22 protein-coding genes and 1 pseudogene are annotated in these 21,551 nt (G+C 40.2%); 7 read left to right on the top strand and 16 right to left on the bottom strand.

What is annotated here, in order from left to right; all coding sequences use genetic code 11:
- Window positions 1-82: 82 nt before the first annotated feature.
- Window positions 83-646 (bottom strand): competence protein ComK, encoded by a 564-nt coding sequence (locus OTG27_RS07595; protein WP_063577099.1) that lies wholly within the window; start codon window positions 644-646, stop codon window positions 83-85.
- 315 nt (window positions 647-961) lie between these two features.
- On the opposite strand from OTG27_RS07595, the gene OTG27_RS07590 reads away from it, so the two are divergent.
- The gene (locus tag OTG27_RS07590; protein ID WP_048680068.1) at window positions 962-1,198 is read left to right on the top strand and encodes an IDEAL domain-containing protein; all 237 of its coding nucleotides are present in this window, start codon (window positions 962-964) and stop codon (window positions 1,196-1,198) included.
- Between the two features lie 53 nt (window positions 1,199-1,251).
- Here OTG27_RS07590 and OTG27_RS07585 read toward each other — a convergent pair whose 3' ends face one another.
- From OTG27_RS07585 to OTG27_RS07555, 8 genes are all read right to left on the bottom strand, one after another.
- Window positions 1,252-2,061: a YitT family protein gene (locus OTG27_RS07585; RefSeq protein ID WP_063577100.1), complete on the bottom strand. Its 810-nt coding sequence runs from the start codon at window positions 2,059-2,061 to the stop codon at window positions 1,252-1,254.
- Window positions 2,062-2,203: 142 nt separating this feature from the next.
- The gene (locus OTG27_RS07580; protein ID WP_268936638.1) at window positions 2,204-3,469 is read right to left on the bottom strand and encodes a M48 family metallopeptidase; all 1,266 of its coding nucleotides are present in this window, start codon (window positions 3,467-3,469) and stop codon (window positions 2,204-2,206) included.
- A gap of 322 nt (window positions 3,470-3,791) precedes the next feature.
- Window positions 3,792-4,031, bottom strand: a complete 240-nt coding sequence (locus OTG27_RS26665; protein ID WP_374941245.1) for a response regulator transcription factor — start codon at window positions 4,029-4,031, stop codon at window positions 3,792-3,794.
- A complete protein-coding gene (locus OTG27_RS07575) occupies window positions 4,006-4,428 on the bottom strand; it encodes a response regulator (protein WP_268936637.1) in 423 nt (140 codons plus the stop codon). The genes OTG27_RS26665 and OTG27_RS07575 overlap by 26 nt, the downstream gene beginning before the upstream one ends.
- A 188-nt stretch (window positions 4,429-4,616) precedes the next feature.
- Window positions 4,617-5,144 (bottom strand): HD domain-containing protein, encoded by a 528-nt coding sequence (locus tag OTG27_RS07570; protein WP_034314654.1) that lies wholly within the window; start codon window positions 5,142-5,144, stop codon window positions 4,617-4,619.
- 174 nt (window positions 5,145-5,318) lie between these two features.
- Entirely contained in the window at window positions 5,319-6,863 is a 1,545-nt protein-coding gene (locus OTG27_RS07565) for a fatty acid--CoA ligase family protein (protein ID WP_268936636.1), read from the bottom strand.
- A 178-nt stretch (window positions 6,864-7,041) separates the two neighbouring features.
- Window positions 7,042-8,031, bottom strand: a complete 990-nt coding sequence (gene lplA / locus OTG27_RS07560; RefSeq protein ID WP_268936635.1) for a lipoate--protein ligase — start codon at window positions 8,029-8,031, stop codon at window positions 7,042-7,044.
- A gap of 41 nt (window positions 8,032-8,072) precedes the next feature.
- On the bottom strand, window positions 8,073-8,807 hold the full coding sequence (locus OTG27_RS07555) for an MBL fold metallo-hydrolase (RefSeq protein WP_063577104.1): 735 nt from the start codon (window positions 8,805-8,807) through the stop codon (window positions 8,073-8,075).
- Window positions 8,808-8,979: 172 nt separating this feature from the next.
- On the opposite strand from OTG27_RS07555, the gene yhfH reads away from it, so the two are divergent.
- Window positions 8,980-9,108, top strand: a complete 129-nt coding sequence (gene yhfH / locus OTG27_RS07550) for a protein YhfH (RefSeq protein WP_065310849.1) — start codon at window positions 8,980-8,982, stop codon at window positions 9,106-9,108.
- A gap of 159 nt (window positions 9,109-9,267) precedes the next feature.
- On the opposite strand, the gene OTG27_RS07545 is transcribed toward yhfH, so the two are convergent.
- The 3 genes from OTG27_RS07545 to hemE all read right to left on the bottom strand — a co-directional run bounded on the left by OTG27_RS07545 (window position 9,268) and on the right by hemE (window position 12,169).
- A complete protein-coding gene (locus OTG27_RS07545) occupies window positions 9,268-9,843 on the bottom strand; it encodes a TetR/AcrR family transcriptional regulator (RefSeq protein ID WP_057275809.1) in 576 nt (191 codons plus the stop codon).
- Between the two features lie 268 nt (window positions 9,844-10,111).
- Window positions 10,112-11,047 carry a ferrochelatase gene (gene hemH / locus OTG27_RS07540; protein ID WP_034314663.1) on the bottom strand — a complete coding sequence of 312 codons (936 nt, stop codon included), beginning with the start codon at window positions 11,045-11,047 and terminating at the stop codon, window positions 10,112-10,114.
- Between the two features lie 78 nt (window positions 11,048-11,125).
- A complete protein-coding gene (gene hemE, locus OTG27_RS07535) occupies window positions 11,126-12,169 on the bottom strand; it encodes a uroporphyrinogen decarboxylase (RefSeq protein ID WP_057275808.1) in 1,044 nt (347 codons plus the stop codon).
- Between the two features lie 252 nt (window positions 12,170-12,421).
- Here hemE and OTG27_RS07530 point away from each other — a divergent pair, with 252 nt between their 5' ends.
- Entirely contained in the window at window positions 12,422-12,937 is a 516-nt protein-coding gene (locus tag OTG27_RS07530; RefSeq protein ID WP_057275807.1) for an antibiotic biosynthesis monooxygenase family protein, read from the top strand.
- A 411-nt stretch (window positions 12,938-13,348) separates the two neighbouring features.
- Here OTG27_RS07530 and OTG27_RS07525 read toward each other — a convergent pair.
- Window positions 13,349-13,450 (bottom strand): annotated as a pseudogene (locus OTG27_RS07525) (phosphatase PAP2 family protein); the annotation flags it as partial.
- Window positions 13,451-13,824: 374 nt separating this feature from the next.
- Here OTG27_RS07525 and OTG27_RS07520 point away from each other — a divergent pair.
- Window positions 13,825-15,036, top strand: coding sequence for a M20 family metallopeptidase (locus tag OTG27_RS07520; RefSeq protein ID WP_098864182.1), 1,212 nt, complete (start codon window positions 13,825-13,827; stop codon window positions 15,034-15,036).
- Window positions 15,037-15,064: 28 nt separating this feature from the next.
- Here the strand turns inward: OTG27_RS07520 and OTG27_RS07515 are convergent, their stop codons facing one another.
- The 3 genes from OTG27_RS07515 to OTG27_RS07505 form a co-directional block, all read right to left on the bottom strand.
- Window positions 15,065-15,772, bottom strand: coding sequence for an EcsC family protein (locus tag OTG27_RS07515; RefSeq protein ID WP_307730030.1), 708 nt, complete (start codon window positions 15,770-15,772; stop codon window positions 15,065-15,067).
- Between the two features lie 700 nt (window positions 15,773-16,472).
- Window positions 16,473-17,681, bottom strand: coding sequence for an ABC transporter permease (locus tag OTG27_RS07510; protein WP_098865880.1), 1,209 nt, complete (start codon window positions 17,679-17,681; stop codon window positions 16,473-16,475).
- Entirely contained in the window at window positions 17,674-18,417 is a 744-nt protein-coding gene (locus tag OTG27_RS07505) for an ABC transporter ATP-binding protein (RefSeq protein ID WP_048677969.1), read from the bottom strand. Before OTG27_RS07505 ends, OTG27_RS07510 begins: the two co-directional genes overlap by 8 nt.
- A 658-nt stretch (window positions 18,418-19,075) precedes the next feature.
- Here OTG27_RS07505 and OTG27_RS07500 point away from each other — a divergent pair.
- The 3 genes from OTG27_RS07500 (at window position 19,076) to OTG27_RS07490 (ending at window position 21,468) form a co-directional block, all read left to right on the top strand.
- Window positions 19,076-19,498, top strand: a complete 423-nt coding sequence (locus OTG27_RS07500; protein ID WP_057275801.1) for an HIT family protein — start codon at window positions 19,076-19,078, stop codon at window positions 19,496-19,498.
- A gap of 221 nt (window positions 19,499-19,719) precedes the next feature.
- Window positions 19,720-20,823 (top strand): 3-phosphoserine/phosphohydroxythreonine transaminase, encoded by a 1,104-nt coding sequence (gene serC / locus OTG27_RS07495; RefSeq protein WP_268936634.1) that lies wholly within the window; start codon window positions 19,720-19,722, stop codon window positions 20,821-20,823.
- A gap of 126 nt (window positions 20,824-20,949) precedes the next feature.
- Window positions 20,950-21,468 carry a tryptophan transporter gene (locus tag OTG27_RS07490; RefSeq protein ID WP_063577111.1) on the top strand — a complete coding sequence of 173 codons (519 nt, stop codon included), beginning with the start codon at window positions 20,950-20,952 and terminating at the stop codon, window positions 21,466-21,468.
- The last annotated feature ends 83 nt before the right edge of the window (window positions 21,469-21,551 follow it).

The raw sequence follows: 21,551 nt of genomic DNA, 5'->3' as shown, positions 1-21,551 counted from the left end.
CCCTTCTTTAATAAGAAGGGCTTGCTTTAAATTTGATTATTCCCGTTTGCATTCTTCTCTGATTTTTCCCCTGAACCCCCTCTTATCGCGGTATATACTTTGAAATTACCTCTGAAGCCTTGACTCCATTAGCATCAGTGAACAGATAAAAGGATTTCCTCTTTGTTTCCTCAATCCTCTGGATCAATTTCGTTTTTAAAAAAGAGGTCCGGTGCAGCTGGTTTTCGAAAGAGCTGCATGACACTGCTATATCGATGGTTTGTCTATTCCTGAATGTGATGGTTGTATGTTTGGAATCCAGGCGCTCATAGGATACCACATGTTCATGTGATAACCAGATGCATTGAGGACGTAACGGAGATGTAGTTGGAAAGAAGAATATCGAACTGGTCGGATCAATCGCGATCGGTGCTTTATGTGTAATGTTTATGAGCTGTTTCGTGCCTTGCTTGCGTCCTTCATAACTTGATCCGAAGAACTCGCAGCTTTTCTTTATTATTTCCATAGGTTTAAACGGGGAGATGAACTCGTCCTCCATTTCAATGATACGGGCATATATTTTACTGCCGTAATTAATTGGCGCAACCATTAGTGTATGTGGCGTGATTTCATATTCCTCGATGATTCCCTGATTGTTTTCCTTCATTTTTAATCCACCTCTTCCTCATTGCTAAACATCGCTATCACTTTCCAAAGCTTATATTCTTAATTGCTTGTACCCTTCCATTCCTGTCCAAGAAGAGTGAAGGGGGATAGTAAATGTATGTTAAATTACTCACTATAATAGCATAGACCTTAAACATATAAAGCAAGTTCACAAAAAATTTGAAATTCTTTTATATAGTGGCTTTTTCGTCATCTAAACGACACATTCTCTATCATAATTTAAATTTTTTAAATTTTCAGTTGATTTTATCCGCTCAAATCCATATAATAATAAAAAGGGTCAGGGGTGGTAACTTTGAAAAATGAAAAATCTTATTCAGAGTCAGTGAAGTCCTTATCAATGAGCGAAATGAAAAACGATGCCGTGGTTCAGGAAATGTTAATTGATATGATTATTCAGGAAGCCGTCCTTACTACCAAAAAGAATCTCCTTGCAAAACAGATTGATGATGCCTTGGATATGAAAAACAAACCTTTATTCCTAAAACTAAGTTCTGAAATGAACGTTTTACTAAAACAATTTGGAAATTAACATTCATGATCAAAAAAGCCTCCCATAATGTCGGGAGGCTTTTCTCATTATCATCACTCTTTATGAAACATACCCATGACCTCAGCAGTTTCCGTTATATTAACAAAAGCATTCGGATCCACTTCTTTTATCATCGTTTTTACATCGGTTAACTGATAACGTGTAATGACTGTCATCATTACTTTGCTCTTTTCTCCTGAATATGCACCTTCACCATCCATGACTGTAATTCCACGATATAGGTTGGTCAGGAGCTTCGTTTTCATTTCGTCACTCTTTTTGGTAACGATCATCAATGTTAATTTAATGTGATTGGAATGGATCGTATCGATCACCTTTCCTGCTGCATAAATGGAAATCAGCGTATATAATGCGGCATCCCAACCGAAGATGAAGCCTGAGATTACCACCACAACAGCATTCATCACCGAAAGCAATGTACCAAGCGGAAAGTCGCTCTTCTTAGCCAATAGCATGGCAATGATATCAAAGCCGCCCGAAGACCCCGAAGCGCGAAAGACGATGCCTATACCGATTCCCGATATGATTCCGCCAAATAAAGAAGACAAAATCGGTTCAGTGGAAATACCGTGAACTGGAATGAGGTATAAACTGATGGAAATCACGACAACTGATAATATCGTATAGGTGATAAAGCGTCTCCCTAATTTCAGGTAACCAAGAATCAGCAATGGCAGGTTCATCAGAAAATTCAATATCCCTGTGTTGACTGGGGTGATGATTCCGAACATGATCGCAAGTCCACTAAGTCCGCTGCTTAAAATTAAATGTGGTATCAAAAATAAGTTGTAGGCCACTGCCACAAGCACTGAGCCTACAGTGATCAAAAGTACATTATACATATCCGATCTCCTTAAAACGAACTGGGAATTTAATTTATTATAGTAGAGAACCTAAGATTTTTTAAAATAATAGTTTTTTCTGAAAACGACTACAAACTTCCACTTTCCGAAGAAAAAAAGCCAGCTGGTTTTCAGCTGGCTTTCACTCACCCTTTGTATCTGCATTTTCAACCGTTGAAATCCGTTCGAGCATGGTCGGATGGGAATACCGCAGCCATTTAACCAGGAATGGCGGGTTGACCTGACTCAAACCCGACCTCGTGAGTTCCTGGAAAGTCGTAATTGCTGATTCTTTGTCCCCGGTCATTTCAATGGCATAACGGTCAGCCCTTGTTTCTTGATATCTGGAAACATAATTGGACAGCGGACTCGAAGCAAAGAGCAGCACAGACGTTATCAAGAGAAATAACGGAAGAGATGATATGCTGTCAACCGAACGGACCTTTAACTGATGGCCCCAGCGACCAATGATAAAATTCATGATTTTCGAAGTGAGCCACAAACCGATTAATGTCAGTCCTAAATAACCTGCAATCCCTATATAAATGTGCTTTTCCACATAATGAGCCATTTCATGTGCCATGATAAAAAGGATTTCATCTTCCTTCAGTTTGTTCAGGGTCGTATCCCAAAGAACTATTCTTGAGTTGGAACCTATGCCGGTTACATATGCATTCAAGGCATTTGTCTTTTCCGCCATATTTACTTCATACACGTGTTCAGCCGGGATCTCAGCCTGTGAGGCTAGTGCCAATATTTCCGTTTCCAGCTCTTTATTTTTGAGAGGATAGAATTCATTGTACAGCGGATCAATCAATACAGGCTGAACGAACATCAGGAACAAGGAAAAAGGAATGGACAACATCCAAGCATAGAGCCACCACTTCTTCACACTTTTCTTCATTAACCAATATAAAACGGAAACGATGATGAACATCATCCCAAAATTCACCCAGAATTCGATGACTCCATCCTTCATCCACGAGGTGAAACTTTGTGTACTTATGTGGTAACTCTTGCTCATCCGATATCCAATGAAACTGATTGGAAATAGAGCCAGGTATGAAATAACGGAAAGCCAGAATAAGTAAATGCCCGTTCTGATCGCTTTCCATCTCGAGACTGCCATTGACGATTTTTCAAATGCCTTTGAAAAACCGAATAATAATATGAAGAAATACAGAAGCCATTCATATGGCGTCGATACGAAAAAAATAAAATTCCGCAGTCCTGAATACTCTTCACTAAGCTTTAGTTCCCTTGCATTCAGGAATGTTGCAGGATCTGCTGCCGTTCCACGCAAAGCTTCGGGAATGGTCGTATCCGCTCCATAAAAAATATACCAATACATCGCTGCTGCATAAAGGATATATAATATAACCGCTCTTCCAGCCCATTTTCTAACCATGATGCCCCTCCTTAAAACGGAATCTCCCTCTTAATAGTTTAATCCAAAATGGACAGGTTAGAACCGGATTTCCCTTATTATTCACTTCTTACAATTCCCATCATTTTGTTGAATATTTCACAGAATACTCCATCATTCAAACATGCACTTCCGGGATGGGAGTTTTAAGGCAACGACGAATTTATTCCTTTGTCTATTTGCTAAGATGAAATCGTTTCATCAAAGGATTTTAAATGTGAGTTTGATTTGTAATGAATGAGCCCGATTAACGGAACGGCGGGCATGATTGGTCACATCCCTTCATCCCGCTATTTTGCAAACCCTACAAAAGTGCCATAAGCTCCGGTCGATTATTAACATTCAGTTTTTTGTAAATACGGCTTATATAGTTTTTTACCGTGCCGATCGATAGAAAAAGTTTTTTGGAAATTTGCTGATTCGTTTCGCCTTGGGTTAGCAGGATAATCAGTTCATGCTCGCGTTTAGAAAAAGCCCCCAATTTTCCGATTGCCTTTTCCAAAGTTACTGGTGATCTTTCAACATCCCGCTCCAGCCTTTTCATTAAAATTGATTTGAATGAGGAAGGATAAACGAACTGACCGTTGGCACATTGACGGATTGCCGACAACACTTGTTTCATTCCGCCATCCTGTAACACATAACCTGCTGCACCATGCCCCTATTGCTTCGATAAGATAGTGATTTTCTGAATAATCAGTAAAAATGACGAAAGGAGTGGATGGGTGTTTTTCCTTAAGGACTTGCATGACTTCCTGTCCATACTTCCCTGATGAGTGGGCAACAATAAGAATGACATCTGGTATGACTGATGTATGATCAGAATCAAGAAGGTCCATTTCATTTCCAGTCATCCCCATGACCTTAATGTCACCTTCTTGTTTGATGATTCCCTCAATTCCTCCCTGACCACCATATATCATTAGCTTAATCGACTTCATAACCTTACCTGTTACTTTCTTTATTTGTTATTAATCCGATAGTTTTTTATAATTGTTCGTCATGGAATAGTTCTAATAGCCTATATTTTACATCATTAATTCACCTGTTAACAAATTTAAACTGTAAAAAATAATTTTAATAATTGTGTTCCTCCTGACAATAAAAAAGGCTATCAACCCGTTTGACTTCAGGATGATAGCCTTTTTCTTTGTTCCTCATCTATGAGCGTATCAAGTTTCATGATGCTTTCCTTTGCCCGGGGAAAATCAATTTTGCGATAATGGTGTTTTCCGCCTTCTTCTTCATCTTTTTCGTCGGCCCATTTGACGACTTGCTGAAGCGGTGTACGAATAATATCATTCGAAGGTAAGAACGAATCGGTATGAAATAAAATGGCGAGGGAAATGGTCTTTGCCTTGATCGGGTTTTCTCCCAAGCGGATTAACAGTTTATGTGCTCGTTCGGCACCTTTAATGGGGTGAATATCATTTTGTTTATAAAGATCATAATCCCATTTACCATTGCGATACCAGGTGAAATGACCCATATCATGCAATAGCCCGGCTTTAGCGGCAATATCAGGGTCGACATTATATTCATTTGCTAAGTGAAACGCATGGTATGCTACCGCAATCGCATGTGCCAGACCTGAACGGTTCAAGTATTTTTGAGCAATGGGATGTGTAAAAATATCCAAAAGTTTTACATCTCTCATCTAACCCCTCCTTACAATATTGTGGAAATTTTTAATGACAATCATAACTCTTTTCGAAACAAGAATCAAGGTTTTAAGATTCTTCAATATATTTTATGCAACCTCATACACTTTGGTTGTACAAAAAAGACCATTGCCGGTTATAGGCAATGATCTCCTCATGATCAATGTAATTCAGTTTTGCAGTACATGGTTTTTCAAGGAACGTCGTAAAATTTTACCGGTCGCGTTTTTTGGAAGTTCATCCAAAAACTCAATTTTTGCCGGCACCTTATATTTGGCCAAGTGTTCCATGCAATGGGCAAGCAGCTCTTCCTCGGTCAATGCATTGTTTTTCTTTACCACAAAGCATTTAACCACTTCCCCCTGATTGGGATCGGGAACGCCAATGGCTGCTGCCTCAACTACTTCAGGATGGACATACAAAACCTCCTCCACTTCACGTGGATAGACATTATAGCCACCGACGATGATAAGCTCCTTTTTACGATCTACAATGAAAAAGTAGCCTTCATCATCCATCCTGGCTAAATCGCCTGTATATAACCAGCCATTTTTCAAGACAGCGGCTGATTCTTCAGGCATTTTATAATAACCTTTCATTACATTCGGACCCCTGACAATCAATTCTCCTACACCATTGATCGGCACTTCTTCTCCAAGCTCATTGACCACTTTGTTTTCCACCCTAAGGATGGATGTACCGATGGAACCCGCCTTCCTTGGACGGTCCAAAGGATTGAAGCAGGTAACAGGGGAAGCTTCGGATAAGCCATATCCTTCTGAAACCCTAACATTAAATTTCCGCTCGAATGATTCAAGCAAGGACACTGGCATGGCGGATCCGCCAGATATGCATATCCGCAAAGACTTCAAAGCATCCTCTTTCGCATCTGGATATTGAAAAAGAAAGTTATACATCGTAGGCACGCCAGCAAAAACGGTTGCATCATATTTTTTGATTTGCCTGAATATTTCCTTTGGACTGAATTGCGGGACAATTAAAAGCGTACCTCCGCTTATCAACGGGGCATTCACAACTACCGTTAAACTGAAAACATGGAACATTGGCAATGTCGTAATGACACGGTCACTTTCCGTGATATTTAAATATTCACCAATATCATGTGCATTGGAGTAGATATTGGTATGTGTGAGCATGGCCCCCTTTGGTTTCCCCGTTGTCCCGGAAGTATAAAGTATGATTGCCGTATCTTCAGTATCCAGCTCAGGACCTTTAAAGCCTTCATCCCCCGATTCGACCATTTTTGTAAACGATTTCATTTTATTGCAGATGTTAAATTCGCTACTATCCCCACTATGCGGCTGCGTTTCACAAATTACATATTGTTCTACGCTTGAAAGGATAGGGTTCATTTTCTCCAGTAAGGGTAAAAGCTTATCTAATGCCACAACAACCTTTACATCGCCATTATTCAGGATATAACCAATCTCGTCAGGTGTGTATATTGGATTGACGGGAATTACGGTCGCCCCTGCTCGCATAGCTCCATACAATGAAATGATGAAATGTGGAGAGTTGCCTAATAACAGCGCAATGTTATCACCTTTTGAAACACCAAGCCTATGTAATTCGTCCGCGAACTTCGTAACGGCTTTATCCAATTCCCCATAAGAAGTGGATTGATCCAAAAAGTAATATGCTGGCTTATCCGCCTTTTTTAAAGCCATTTGATGAAGCTGTTCAGATAAATTCATCTTTCTCCCTCCCCTGCAAATAGCATGAATGAATGGTCATTCATTTTTATGGTGAACTAAATACATTTTTATTATATTAAAAGAATGCGATCACATCAACCATTTTATCCATATTCAAGCAATTACTGTCATTATTAGTCACAAAAGCCGTCCTAATAAGTCGGGACGGCTTTCAGGCTTAATATATTAAAGCCAATATTTCTTCTTTTGTTACATTGCCAAAATAATGACGAACATCGATCTCATCCAGTACTCTGCTGATTGCTTCCTTTTCATAGCGTGTTCCAGTAAGCTTTCGTTCAATATCCGCGACCTCTCCAACCCCGAAGAAATCACCGTAGATCTTACAGTTTTCAATGATTCCCCTGTTCACTTCAAGGCGGATATCAACAGATCCCACAGGAAATCTATGTGAGTTTTGCAAGTTGAATTTAGGTGATTTTCCGTAATTCCACTCCCAATTTTGATACCTATCTTCCGAGATTTCGTGAATTTTCTCCCAATCCGTTTCTGTTAAAACATACTCTGTAACCTTTCCGGTTTCTTTGAAAATATTTTGCAGAAGGAATGAACGGAATTCTTCAACAGACATCGGTTTTTTTAGAAAATCGGCGATATTACCGACACGGCTTCTTATTGATTTAATCCCTTTGGACTCGATTTTATCTTTTTTCACTTTTAAAGCGGATACAATGTGATCCATTTCTGATTGAAACAGCAATGTTCCATGACTGAACATTCTGCCCTTCGTTGAAAACATCGCGTTTCCCGAAATTTTCTTTCCTTCAGCCAGAATATCGTTACGACCGCTCAATTCAGCATGTATTCCTAGTTTCTCGAGCGTTTCCACGACAGGCTGGGTGAATTTCTTGAAGTTATGGAAACTGTCCCCATCGTCTTTCGTAATGAAACTGAAATTGAGATTCCCTAGGTCATGATAAACCGCTCCACCTCCGGAAAGGCGGCGAACAACTGTAATGCCCTTTTCATCTACATAATCGGAATTGATTTCTTCGATCGTATTTTGATTTCTGCCTATGATGATTGAAGGTCGATTAATGTAAAATAAAAGATATGTTTCATCTATGTTTAAATGTTTAAGCGCATATTCTTCGATGGCCAGGTTAATTCTTGGATCTGTAATTCCCTTATTATCAATAAAAAGCACAGTTGTTCCTCCTTGTAGACTTCATATCACTGATGTTTCATTTAAAGTTGGAACTCGAGATTGGTTTTGGCTACAGCTATTTCCCTTTTAAATACCTCGGATGCTTCTTTTTTCAGTTGATCAAGATTCCCATAATGAGGGAGGTGAGTTAACAGCAACAGCTGGACGTCAGCCTTTTCTGCCAGCAGACCCGCTTCCCTTGCCGTCATATGCCCCGCCTTTGAACCATCCATATCACTGTAAAAGTTACTTTCACATAATAAAACATTTGCGTCTTTAGCGAAATCTGCAAGCTCATCCATATATGAACTGTCACCTGTGTAAACTATCGAATGATTTTCAGCTTCGATCCTCATTGCAAAACAAGGGACTGGATGTTTTGTTTTCATGAACGTAAATTTACACGGTCCAATGGTTAAGGCGTGATCAGCAGAGATGGCTATCCCCTTTGTCACGTCTTTGTATGTTAACTTACCAAATTCGACTTCGTCCAAATCATGACCATATATAGGAATCGTCCTTTTTTCGCTGCCCAATATCTGCTGTATGAACGCAGCGTGCTGCAGGACACCAATATCCGCTACATGATCAGGATGATAGTGGGATAATACAACTGCACCAAGATCCTCCGGCTTCATATGGTTTTGAAGCTGTGATAGGACACCGCTGCCACAATCAAGCAGAATGCGAAAATCTTCATATTCAAGCAAATAGCCGGAACTTGCCTCATTTTTAGCTGGATAACCGCCCCAGCACCCAATTACGGTGATTTTCATTCTTAGGCACTCCTTTTTTTCTCTCAATGACTTCCCCATTAATATAAACTATTCTTGCCCTTATTTCACCTTTTTTACTTATGTTATAAAACATTCATTGACATCTCAAATCTGTTATAATACAATAAAACCATAGAAAAGCGAATAATAAAAAATTCAGGAGATGATGTTCATGATTCAAAGTAGCGTTGAGTTCTTTAAAAATCTGCCACCGAAACAATGCACGGAATGCGGAAAAAAAATTGAAGAACAGCACGAATGTTATGGAAACCACTGTGATCATTGCCTTTCTGGAGAGTAGTAGTCTTTATGTTTCACCATCCTATCCCAAATAGCAGGATGAATTCATAGATGTTTCGGTTTCGCAGCTGAAAAAAACCCCAATAAAAGAAGAGATGCCGATGATCGGCATCTCTTCTTTTATTGGGGTTCATTGCCTTTCAGCAAAAAAATAGAATGATCACGTAACGGATAATCCTTTGAACAAATATATTTTAAATAGTTCAGCAATTTCCTCTTTCTCTAATGGGGCATGGTTCCTTTCCCAATCAAAGATCAGGGCAAGGTACATCTTTAGCATCAGGAAAGCTGTTATCTCCGGATCGCAAGGTTGTATATGGCCCTTATCAATCGCAATTTTTAGTTTTTCCTTAATGTAGGATACAATGGCTTCTTCCATTTCATTAACCATTTCCTGAACGGCCGGCGTACCAATTTCCCGCTCTTCCTGAAGAAGTTTTAATGATAATTGATGTTCCTGCCTGAACTCCAGAATTCGATAAACGGCCCGATGCAGGTTTTCAAAAAAGGAGAGTTGGTCATCCAAAGATTGTTCCGCCTCATATTTCATTTCCTCTATCATCCGCTGAACGATTTCTTTAAATAGCTCTTCTTTATTTTTATAAAAGGTATAAATGGTCCCTTTTCCCACATTGGCAATTTTAGCGACTTGATCCATCGTCGTTGCCTTATAGCCAAAAAGTGAAAACGACTTGGTCGCAGCTTCCAAAATTAATTTTTTACGATCAACAGACATTTCCCACCTCAATTCTGACCAGACGGACAAAACAGTCATTATGTTCAACGATATCATACCAAAAATTTTCAGTTTTTTCAATTATATTTTCAATTCCCAAGAGAAACAATGGCCATCCCCGTTACTGGACAGCCACTTTTCGAAAATACATATTTAAATCTGCTAGGCCAAAGGCAGCGTCGCTTTTCCAGTGAATAACATAACTTCAAATGAAAATATGCAGAGCACATGGCAAGCATGGTTAAACTAATTTTCCCCTATTGACTGATCATTTTTCCTGTAATCTGTTTAAAATGATCGTGGCCAAAGCATCGATGAATTCAGGTTTAACATTGGGCATATCCGGCCTATAGTAGCCTGCGCCAATCTCTTCCGTCACAACCTTACATTCATAATCGTTATCATAGAGGACTTCAAGGTGCTCGGCAACAAAGCCAACAGGAATATATATGAAAGCTTTATAACCTTTTGCTTGATGAAGATCTCTGGTTAAATCCTGTACATCGGGTCCCAACCATGGTTCAGGAGTTTGTCCAGCGCTTTGCCAGCCTACTGCATAATTGGTAACCCCTGCGCCTTCAGCGATCATGTCTGCCGTTTCTTTCAGTTGATTTGGATACGGATCTCCCGATTGCAAGATTTTTTCCGGGAGGCTATGTGCCGACACAATCAAAGCGAAATTATCGCGTTCTTCCGAGGTCATTTTCCCAATCACTTCTTTTACCTGGTCTACCCAATATTGGATGAATTTTGGCTCATCATACCAGCTTTCAACGGAAGTGATGGTCAGATCCCCCAATTTAGCGGCTTCATCCTGGGCACGTCCATTATAAGACTTCACGCTGAATGTTGAAAAATGCGGTGCCAATACGATACTGACCGCTTCTTTGATTCCATCTTCATGCATTTGTTTCACTGCGTCTTCAACAAAAGGTTCAATATGCTTCAGGCCAAGATATGCCTTGAATTCAACTTCCTCCTGAACGGAATTCAATTTCTTTTCAAGCGCTTCAGCTTGTCCTGCCGTTATTTTTGCAAGCGGGGATAATCCACCGATCGCTTCATATCTGCCCTTTAGGTCGGCAATCAATTCGTCGCTTGGCCGTCTCCCATGACGAATATGTGTATAATACCTTTCAATATCCTCTTCAGTGTATGGAGTACCATAAGCCATGACTAAAAGGCCCATTTTTTTTCTTGACATGAAGTTACACCTCTTTTAAAGATTTCGTTCTTTTATTGTGCATCCAATTAAGGAGTTTTAGCAAATGGTTCGCTCACATTACTTCATTTTTGATGAATATTCATGAATGAAAGCGGTCAGCCTCTTCAGTGTTTCCGGATTTACGGAAGGGAAAACCCCATGACCAAGGTTAAAGATGTAGCCGTCCTGCTCCATGCCCTGATCGAGGATCCTTTTCGTCCGTTCTTCTATAACATCCCATGATGATAATAGCAGGGCAGGATCTAGATTACCTTGTACCGTTTTCTGGATTCCCATTTGTCTTGCTTCTGTAATTGGCAGTCTCCAATCAAGCCCGACTACATCAATCGGAAGATCATTCCACTCAAGTGCCAAGTGACTTGCGCCGACCCCGAACATGATTAGCGGTACATTTTCTTCACGCAATGATGAAAAGATACGAGTCATGATCGGCTTGATGAATACGCGGTAATCTTCAACATTCAAAGCACCCACCCAGGAATCAAAGATTTGGATGGCTTTAACGCCGGCTTTGATTTGCGACTTGACATAGATGATGATCATATCCGCTAACTTATCCATTAATGCAAACCAGGCCTTTGGCTCGGAATACATGAAAGCTTTCGTCTTATTGTAGTTTTTGGAGGGGCCGCCTTCAATCATGTATGAAGCAATGGTGAAAGGAGCCCCTGAGAAACCGATCAAAGGAACGGACAATTGCTCCGTGGTCAATAATTTAATCGTGTCCAACACATATGGAATGTCTTTCTCTGGGTTCAATTCACCTAATTTTTCAACATCCGTCACCGATTGGATCGGATTGGCTATGACTGGACCGATTCCGGACTTAATCTCAACATCGACACCAATGGCTGGTAGCGGTGTCATTATATCTTTATATAAAATCGCAGCGTCTACATCATATTGCTCAACTGGCAATCTAGTTACATAAGCGCATAATTCCGGCTGATGAGTAATTTCAAAAAGTGAGTACTTCTCTTTCAATTTACGGTATTCCGGCTGTGAACGGCCAGCCTGACGCATATACCAAACAGGCACATGATCCGTTTTCTCTCCTCTTGCAGCTTTTAAAAATGTATCATTCGTAATTTCCTTAGACATTAATATCCACCTTTCAAGCAATCACGTTTCTATTTTTATTCATTACCTACATAGAATATCAGAAGGATGTTGAATTTCAAATCGAATCTCCTTAAACTATAGCTTTTTCTATAATATATTTGTCAAAAAATCGACTTTTATATATGTATCTTACCGGTTTGCCAGCTTAATGGTTAGTTTGGAAATGGTAAAAGCTCTATTCATTGGGTAAAATGGGTATACAGGTACTATATAGAAATTGGAGGGGAATTTATGAATGTATTCATCACTTCAGGTACTTATGATTTTTTGAAATTAAAAAAAGATAAACACCCGAATGAAAAAATATTACTTATGCAGAATGCTCAAAACACAGTCCTTTTACATGAAACTACAGGTAAAACGCTCTTCAGCTCGCCACGAAAATATGAGGTAGTCGATGGGAAGGGAACTCTTCAAGATCATGGATATGTGGTCATGAACAATATCCCTGTCAGTGAGGAAGGACGGCCGGTATTTGAACACCGTTTTAAAAACAGGGCCGGATTCATTGAAAATGAACCAGGCTTCGTTGCCCTTCGTATCCTGCGTCCAATCAACTCTGAAACATATGTAATCTTAACGATTTGGGAAAAACAATCGGACTTTATGAACTGGAAGAAATCCAGTTCATTCCAGCAGGCGCATAACAGTGACTCCAAACCTCCTGTTACGAATTCCAGCCAGAAGTTGTTTTCAGGTGAAGCCTTTGTAACGCAGTATACATTGGTGAAAGATTCTGAGGAATAGACTATTTAATGCTTAATAAGGGGCCCATCCTAAAGGATGGGCCCCTTCATAGTAATGCAGAACGTTATTTGGACGCTAAAAGTCATATAACCCTATAACAATCCGACAAATTCCTTCTTTATTTCCGGGGAAATGCAAGCAATATTTACATATATTTCATCAGAATCCTTTATCCAAAGCATCTAGATCCCAGGAATTTATACAATTTAAACAAGATTAAACTATATGCCGCCCCTAACCAAAACCTGCCAAGATATCAGTTGGAAGGTGAACTTTCATAATGATCCTGCTGACACCGATCAGCAGGACCAGACAAACGAAACCAATTCCCATTGCCCATTTTCAATGTGTTTCCTTTCATTTCATTCATGATTAAATAAGCTACCATAATGAAGAAAATAATGCCCACAATGCGTGGCCACTTGGAAAACTGAAGCCAGTGGTCTCCATTAAATGATTTTCAGGGCGCACTCTTTTAACATAATTTTTTATCCACCCGTTTAACACATCACCCTCAGCAATTCCGATAGAGAAGCGGCCATGTTCCAATAGTCCTTCTTCATTATCCACAAATTTAGAACACATAATATGCTTCCAAAACCAATGAATTTGGATTTCCCAAGATAGGTAATGGACTTGAAGAAAGTGAGCGAAAAAGTATTTTCCCCTACGGAAAAAAGTTCCGTAATATATGTATCGAACGCTAAAGCCTCCTCCCTTTGGACTTCATGCACAAAAAAAAAAGAATAGCAACACGCAAAGCAAAACCAAAGCAATCCAGAAATATTTAATCATTATATATCTCTCCTGAAGGTATTTAATACACTTTGGATCATTCAGAATATGATATACTACTTACAATTAATCCAATCATTGGGAGGTGCAAAATGATACAGCGATTACACGATCTTCTGGATGGTTCATATGAAGAAATGGTTTCCATCAGGCGTTATCTTCATCAACACCCCGAGCTTTCTTTTCAAGAAACCCAAACGGCGGCCTTCATCGCTGGATATTATGAAAAACTTGGAATCGAACACCGGACGAATGTAGGCGGTAATGGTGTTATCGCCAAGGTCACAGGCAGTAAGCCTGGTAAAACCGTAGCATTGCGCGCTGATTTCGACGCCTTACCCATTCAAGATGAAAAAGAAGTTCACTATAAATCTTCCGTACCCGGGGTCATGCATGCGTGTGGACACGATGGCCATACAGCGACACTCCTTGTCCTTGCTAAAAACCTGAATGAACTGAAGGATGAGCTCGAAGGTGAATATATATTTATCCACCAGCATGCTGAAGAATATGCTCCAGGGGGTGCCAAACCGATGATTGAGGCTGGCTGCCTTGATGGAGTGGATGTAATTTTCGGCACCCATTTATGGGCAACGGCCCCAACCGGAACAGTCCAATACGCTTACGGACCCCTTATGGCCGCTGCTGACCGTTTTGAAATCACCATTCAAGGGCAGGGCGGGCATGGAGCCCAGCCGCATAAAACCCGTGATGCAATCTTAGTCGGCTCTCAGCTCGTCATGGCCCTGCAGCAAATCGTAAGCCGCCGCCTAAACCCAATAGATTCGGCAGTCATTACCGTCGGATCCTTTGTAGCAGATAATGCCTTTAACGTCATTGCAGATAAGGCTAAAATAATCGGGACCGTCCGCACATTCAAGGAAGATGTCCGTTCATTCATTAGCGAAGAAATGGAGCGGATTGTTAAAGGAACCTGCATAGCTGCGGACTGTACCTATGAATATCAATACTTTCAAGGCTATCCAGCAGTTATTCCACATGTCGAGGAAACTAAATTCCTCATCGAAAGTACTAAGTCAGTCAAGGAAGTTTTGGTTACAGAGGAAATTGACCCGGATATGACAGGTGAAGATTTTTCTTATTATTTACAAAATGTAAAAGGTACATTCTTCTTTACGGGAGCCAGGCCGAAAAATGAACATACATATCCACATCATCATCCTTTGTTTGACATTGATGAAAATGCGATGCTCATTGCAGCCAAAATATTAGGCACTGCAGCGGTGACCTATCACAATAAAAAACAATCATCCCAAATGGTTAATGAATCTTTATTGCGGTAATAGTGAAGGGACGGGTTATCCCCGTCCCTTACTGTTTAAGAAGTCTGATTCGGTAACAATGGACAGCCGTTTCCCCAAGATGTTCCAACAAATGATGGTTGGCATATCCACCGACAGCTGCCCCAATACCTGGAACGAGCTGGAACATTTTGATGACATCTATGTGGTCGCGATATTCCTGCTGAAATTCTTGCCAGTCTATTTCCGGCCATTTCCCTGAATCCCATTCCTCTATTACCCGTAATGTTTCAAATTTCTTCCCCTCGCTTGAAAATGCCATCTGGAAGATATGGAGAATGAATAAACGTTCCTCATATTTATTTGGATCGAAACCGTATATACGGGATAGTTCGAATAATAATTTCATCTTGATGCTAAGCAGTAATGGGAAATCAGCCAATCCAATTAAAAGCCCTGCCGCTCCGGTTCCCACACCTTCTATAACGGCCGTTTTCCGATATGCCGTTACAGTTTCCGCAACCCACTCTTCTTTTTGCTGCAAGGTTAGTAGCACTACATTTTTTTCTTTAGACATATATTTAGAACCTGATAATACGGCCTCTATCATCCCTTTAATACTATCAGTAATTACTTTGTGCACTCGGTCTGGAATATAACCATTCAATTTGATTTGCGCCTTTTTGGACATCCGCTCAAGCCTGCCGGGTTTCTTGGCTACTTTCTTTTTCCATGATACTAATTCAGATAATGCCTTTTGTTCATATTCATCCATCATTCAACACCTCCGTTAAATATGTATATACCCCCTATGAGGCTTTTAGTTTCAATTTTCATAAAATCAACTGGAACGTTTTTTTGAGGGTTTGTAAAATTCGAACGTTGTTTTCCACTCTAGGCACTCGCTTTCCGCGGGCGGTCCGGGAGCCTCCTCGGCGCTCTTTGCGCCTGTGGGGTCTCCCTTGGACGCATTTTTCCCGCAGGAGTCTCGTACCTTTCGTTCCAATCAACTGGAACGTTTTTTAAAATAAAAACTGCAGGCTGGTCTATTCCGAACCAAGTTTTAGACTAGGTGATCCTTGATATTTTTACTGTCATCCTTAACGGATGGACGAAATTTGCGGCACTCCTGCCGAAAAACTGGCTAGTCGGGACCCACAGACGCTTGCGTCGAGGAGGCTTGGCAGACCGTCGGCGGAAAGGGAGCGAATTTCTGGAATCAACTGAAATGTAATAACCGTAAGTTAGACTCATCCCGAATCGGATTTTAGACTGGATAATCCTTGATGTTTTTTACTGTAATCCTTAATGGATGGAAGAAATTTGCGGCACCCTGCCGAAAAACTGGCTAGCCGGGACCCCACAGACGCTTGCGTCGAGGAGGCTTGGCAGACCGTCGGCGGAAAGGGAGCGAATTTCTGGAATCAACTTTAACATTAATAAAGAAAAAGCTGATTTTATGAAAAATCAGCTTCTGCTTAAAAGTTTTTTATTTTCTTTGTTGCATAAATTTTAAAGCCGAATATGAAAACAAGCCCCATTGCCAAGGCGGCTAAAGCGGACATCCATTCCCCTTTCACTAGCAGGACCAAACTGAAGACAAGGTCCTCAAATAATAGGAAATAGGAAATTAGTTTTATTACTGCAGATTCTCTCATTTTTGCTGGCAATGGATACAATGAGACCCATACTTTCCACTCATGTGCCTTCCAAACCGGCAGCAGTTGCAGGGCTGTCATGAATAAGAACATGAACGTAACAATCAAATGTGCAAATATGTTAGTGAATACACTTAAAATCACGGATCCCATGATCGTTAAACGAAAACAAAGTCCCACATAATCATTGGATCGCAGAAGGGTACGGGCGTAAAGATAGGTATAAGTTGACTTATCACCATACGGAATGAGTGCTAATAGCCAGTCCATCCATTTCCTTCTCGCTACCTTCCCTTTTAAATGAGGAACATCAGTAAACATGTTCGCTATTCGATAGAAGGAATTCATCCGTTTGTTTTCCAGTTCCACCAGTCGTTCCCACTTTAACACGAAACCTTTAGTCGCGCTTCGGTAATACATGTAAAGTGCTAACAATAATAAGAAGGTTATAAGTGCAAACAGTATATTTGCCCTTGAACAGATGAAATAAAGAATCACGCCATTAAGTAAAAAGCGGATGAGAGAGTCCCAATGGCTCACTGATGTATCCTGATATTTCAATACCAGCCAGCGCATGGTCAAATTCAAAAACTTCAATATAAGCAATACGGCCAGGATGATTCCAAGGTCCTTACCTCCTGCACCCGTAACCTTCGCATACATCGGTATCGATGCAATCAGGACAACCAGAAGAATAAAGCCCTGCATGACCCAGCTTAATATCAATGAATTCTTGAAATAACTTCTCAACTTCGTTTCAAGCGGAAGCAGGAATACCGTATCGGGTTCTTTCAAGAAAGTATTTATCGGGCTTCTGGTTACAATGATCGATAAAACAAAGGCCATGATCAATGCAGCAGGAAAATCATTGTTTAACGTCTTCACCCAATCACTGTAATAATAAGCCAACCCACCCAGAACCAAAACCATGACAAAAACAAGATGGCCATTAAAAATATAACGAAGATATTTTTGCGTTTCATTTATATAGCCTAAATATCTTTCCTTCCAGAGATTTTGACTATTCATGACCGATTTCTTCTTTCGTCAATTGGATATATAAATCGTCCAGAGTTGCCCCTGGCATGGAAAATTGTTCACGAAGCTGCTCAAGATTGCCTTTCGCCCGAATCTCTCCATTATGCAGTATGATGAAAGAATCACAATACCTCTCCGCTGTCGCCAGAATGTGTGTAGACATTAAAATTCCCGCTCCGCTCTCTTTCATCTTCCTCATCAAATCAAGCAGGGATTGAATGCCTAGTGGATCAAGACCTACGAAGGGTTCATCGACGATATATAAAGACGGCTGTACTAAAAAGGCGCACATTATCATGACCTTTTGCTTCATTCCCTTTGAAAAATGGGCCGGGAACCATTTAAGCCTTTTCTCCATATGGAATTCCTTTAACAGAACGTCCATCCTTTCTTTAAATGTGGCTTCCGCCAAACCATGTGCCATGGCTGTAAGCTTTAAATGCTCCTCAAGTGTAAGCTCATCATACAAAATGGGCGTTTCTGGAACATAAGTGAATTGTTTTCGATATGTATCCGGGTCCTGAGCTAATGTTTTACCATGAATCGAGACGCTTCCGCCTTTCGGCTCCATTAGTCCGATGATATGTTTAATCGTCGTACTTTTCCCAGCCCCGTTAAGCCCAATTAACCCAACCAGCTCATTTGGCTGAATGTCAAAACTTATTCCTTTTAAAACGGGCGTTTTCGTGTATCCGCCTACTAACTGCTTTATTTCCAATAAGGACATATAAACGATCCTTTCTATATAGAGGTTCTTATTTCCATTTTATCAAATTCTCCTGCTTTTATATAGTCGAGTGTTCCGGAACAAAATTTCCATAAATAACTAATTATATTTTTCCTGCTTGATGGCCATCATAATTAAGGAAGAAGGGGTTAGTCATTACGTGTGATTCACATCATATTGTAAATGAGGTGTCAGTTAAAGACGTATTATACTGAAATACCCATTAGGTTTATTACAAATGATTTACATCATATTGTAAATGAGGTGTCAGTTAAAGACGTATAAACTGAATTAAACCAGAAGCTTCATAACAAAAATCGTTTCGAGCAAGGAGATGGTTCTCTTGCACGTAAAAGCAGAAAAATCATTCAATAATTATCAATTATGCTTTAAAAGTTGATGAAACTTTAAAGATATAGGAGATGGTTGCTTTGAATGGAAAATCTCTATTTAGATAATAACCATATTTTACTACAATGTAGATGAGGTGTTTGTCGCAGAGAATTTATGCTAATGCGAATTTTGAAGCAAAACCCCCTTTTTCGACAGGCAGGGTGCAACTTAATGTTGCATCCTGTTTTTATATTTTTCCTTTTCTCAACGATTCAAGCTATGGTACGATTAACCAAATACATTAACTTTTAAAGGAGCGTTATTCATGAGTGATTGCATTTTTTGCAAAATAATCGATGGGGAAATTCCAAGTAGTAAAGTTTTCGAAAATGAACATGTTTTGGCCTTTCTCGATATCAGTCAAGTAACGAAAGGCCATACGCTGGTAATACCTAAAGTACATAAGGAAAATCTTTATGAGTTGACACCAGAGATTGCCAAGAACCTTTTTGAAGTGGTGCCGGAAATTGCCCGCGCCATGAAGCAGGAATTCCAACCTGTAGGCCTAAACCTTTTAAATAATAACGGTGAAGCTGCAGGGCAGTCCGTTTTCCATTTTCATATGCATTTAATTCCTCGGCATGGGGAAGGTGACGGCTTTGGTGCAGTTTGGAAAACAAATACCAGCGACTATACACCGGATGACCTAAAACAAATCGCTGACTCCATTGCACAGCATATACAATGAGACTGCAATAGCCCGTTAAGAAGGTTTCTTTCTCCTTTCGTTGCTTGAAAAAATGATCCCGAGTTGGTCCCCACTTTAAAGTGCAGGACCTTTTTACTTTGGTCTATCATTAAAAAACGGATTTAAAATTCTAAATTTTCCTCCAATTGAATTTAGTTTTCTGGTAGGATATATGAATAGTCTCAAATACTTTATCACATAGTCGCATAGGAGGAAAAAAATTGAAACGTGCACGTAATTTTAACGCTGGGCCAGCCGCCCTTCCTTTAGAAGTTTTACAAAGAGCCCAAAACGAATGGTTGAATATTGAGGATTCCGGTATGTCTGTCATGGAATTAAGCCATAGAAGTTCCGAATTCGAAAAAATTCATAACCATGCCATTCAATCATTAAAAGATCTTATGGAAATTCCTGAAAATTATGAAGTTCTCCTGCTGCAAGGAGGGGCAAGTCTACAATTTTCCATGATTCCCATGAATATTTTGAAAGATGGAAAAAGGGCAGATTATGTCCTCACTGGTTCTTGGTCGGAAAAAGCATTAAAAGAAGCCAAAAAGGTTGGTGAAACGGCCGTAGTCGCTTCATCCAAAGATGAAAAATATACGTTCATCCCTAAAGTGGAAGATATCAAATTGAATGACGATGCTGCCTATCTTCATATCACAAGCAATAATACGATTTACGGAACGCAGTGGAAGGATTTCCCGGAAACAGGCAACATTCCTCTAGTAGCCGATATGTCGAGTGATATTCTCAGCAAAAAGATTGATATTAGTAAATTCGGCATCATCTATGCTGGTGCACAAAAGAATCTAGGCCCGTCGGGAATCACAGTCGTTATCATCCGTAAAGATTTAATAACGGATAATGACAAAATCCCATCCATGATGAACTATTCGATCCATTCGAAAAATAATTCTTTATACAACACTCCTCCGACATTGGCCATTTACTTATTGTCCCTTGTGCTGGATTGGGCAAAAGACCAGGGCGGAGTGGAAAAGATTGCTGAAATCAACGAAGAAAAAGCAAAAGTCATTTACGATGCCATCGACGGCAGTGATGGTTTTTATAAAGGCCATGCCCTACCGGACAGCCGTTCATTAATGAACGTAACGTTCACGCTTCCGTCTGAAGAAGCTGAAGTGCAATTCCTTAAAGAAGTGAAGGAAGCCGGATTCGTAGGACTGAACGGTCACCGTTCCATCGGCGGCTGCAGAGCATCCATCTATAATGCGATCCCTCTATCCCATTGCCAGGACCTTGCTGATTTCATGAAGAAATTCCAGGAATCGTATAAAGCGAAGGAAGCACAAACTCTTTAATTCAAACAAATATAACTTCTAAAAAAATAGGTCTTATGATATACTATTTTAAACTTCTTGCAACAAGCAATAGTGCATTGTTGAAGAAAAGCTGTTAGTTGAGATGAGAATAGGAGAGATGAGTAAATGAAAACGAAAACCCTTGTGTCACTGTCCCTATTAATTGGGATTGGGGCTGCCCTGCATTTTATCATACCTGGATTCTTCCTTGGAATGAAACCGGATATGATGCTGTTGATGATGTTTTTGGCGATTACCCTGTTTCCCGCTAAGAAGAATGTATTCATTGTCGCCCTGGCAGCAGGAGCCATCTCTGCCATGACAACTACATTTCCAGCAGGACAGATCCCAAATATCATAGACAAATTGGCAACAGCCTTTCTGTTTTACCTTTTATTCATCAGTCTAAAGAAGTTTTCAACATCCGTTGTCACCGTCAGTATCTTGACTGCCGTTGGAACATTGATTTCCGGCGCTGTCTTCCTTGGTTCGGCTTATTATATCGTTTCCCTTCCAGGGCCTTTCGTTGCACTTTTCGGAGCTGTTGTGCTTCCTGCCGTATTGTTAAATACAGTTGCGATGGTCATCATTTATCCAATTGTGAACGGCATCGTAAGAAAATCAAATATACCCATTAATGCTTAAGCAGCAGGATCATCATACCTAAAAAAGCACCGGACAGTCCGGTGCTTTTTTTTCCAATCATATGAATCTGGAATTCTAGTCAG

Source organism: Peribacillus sp. AS_2, from assembly GCF_026891895.1.
Taxonomy (GTDB): Bacteria; Bacillota; Bacilli; order Bacillales; family DSM-1321; genus Peribacillus; species Peribacillus frigoritolerans.
Note: the sequence above shows the minus strand (reverse complement) of the source record. Positions and strands in the feature narration are given on the sequence as shown.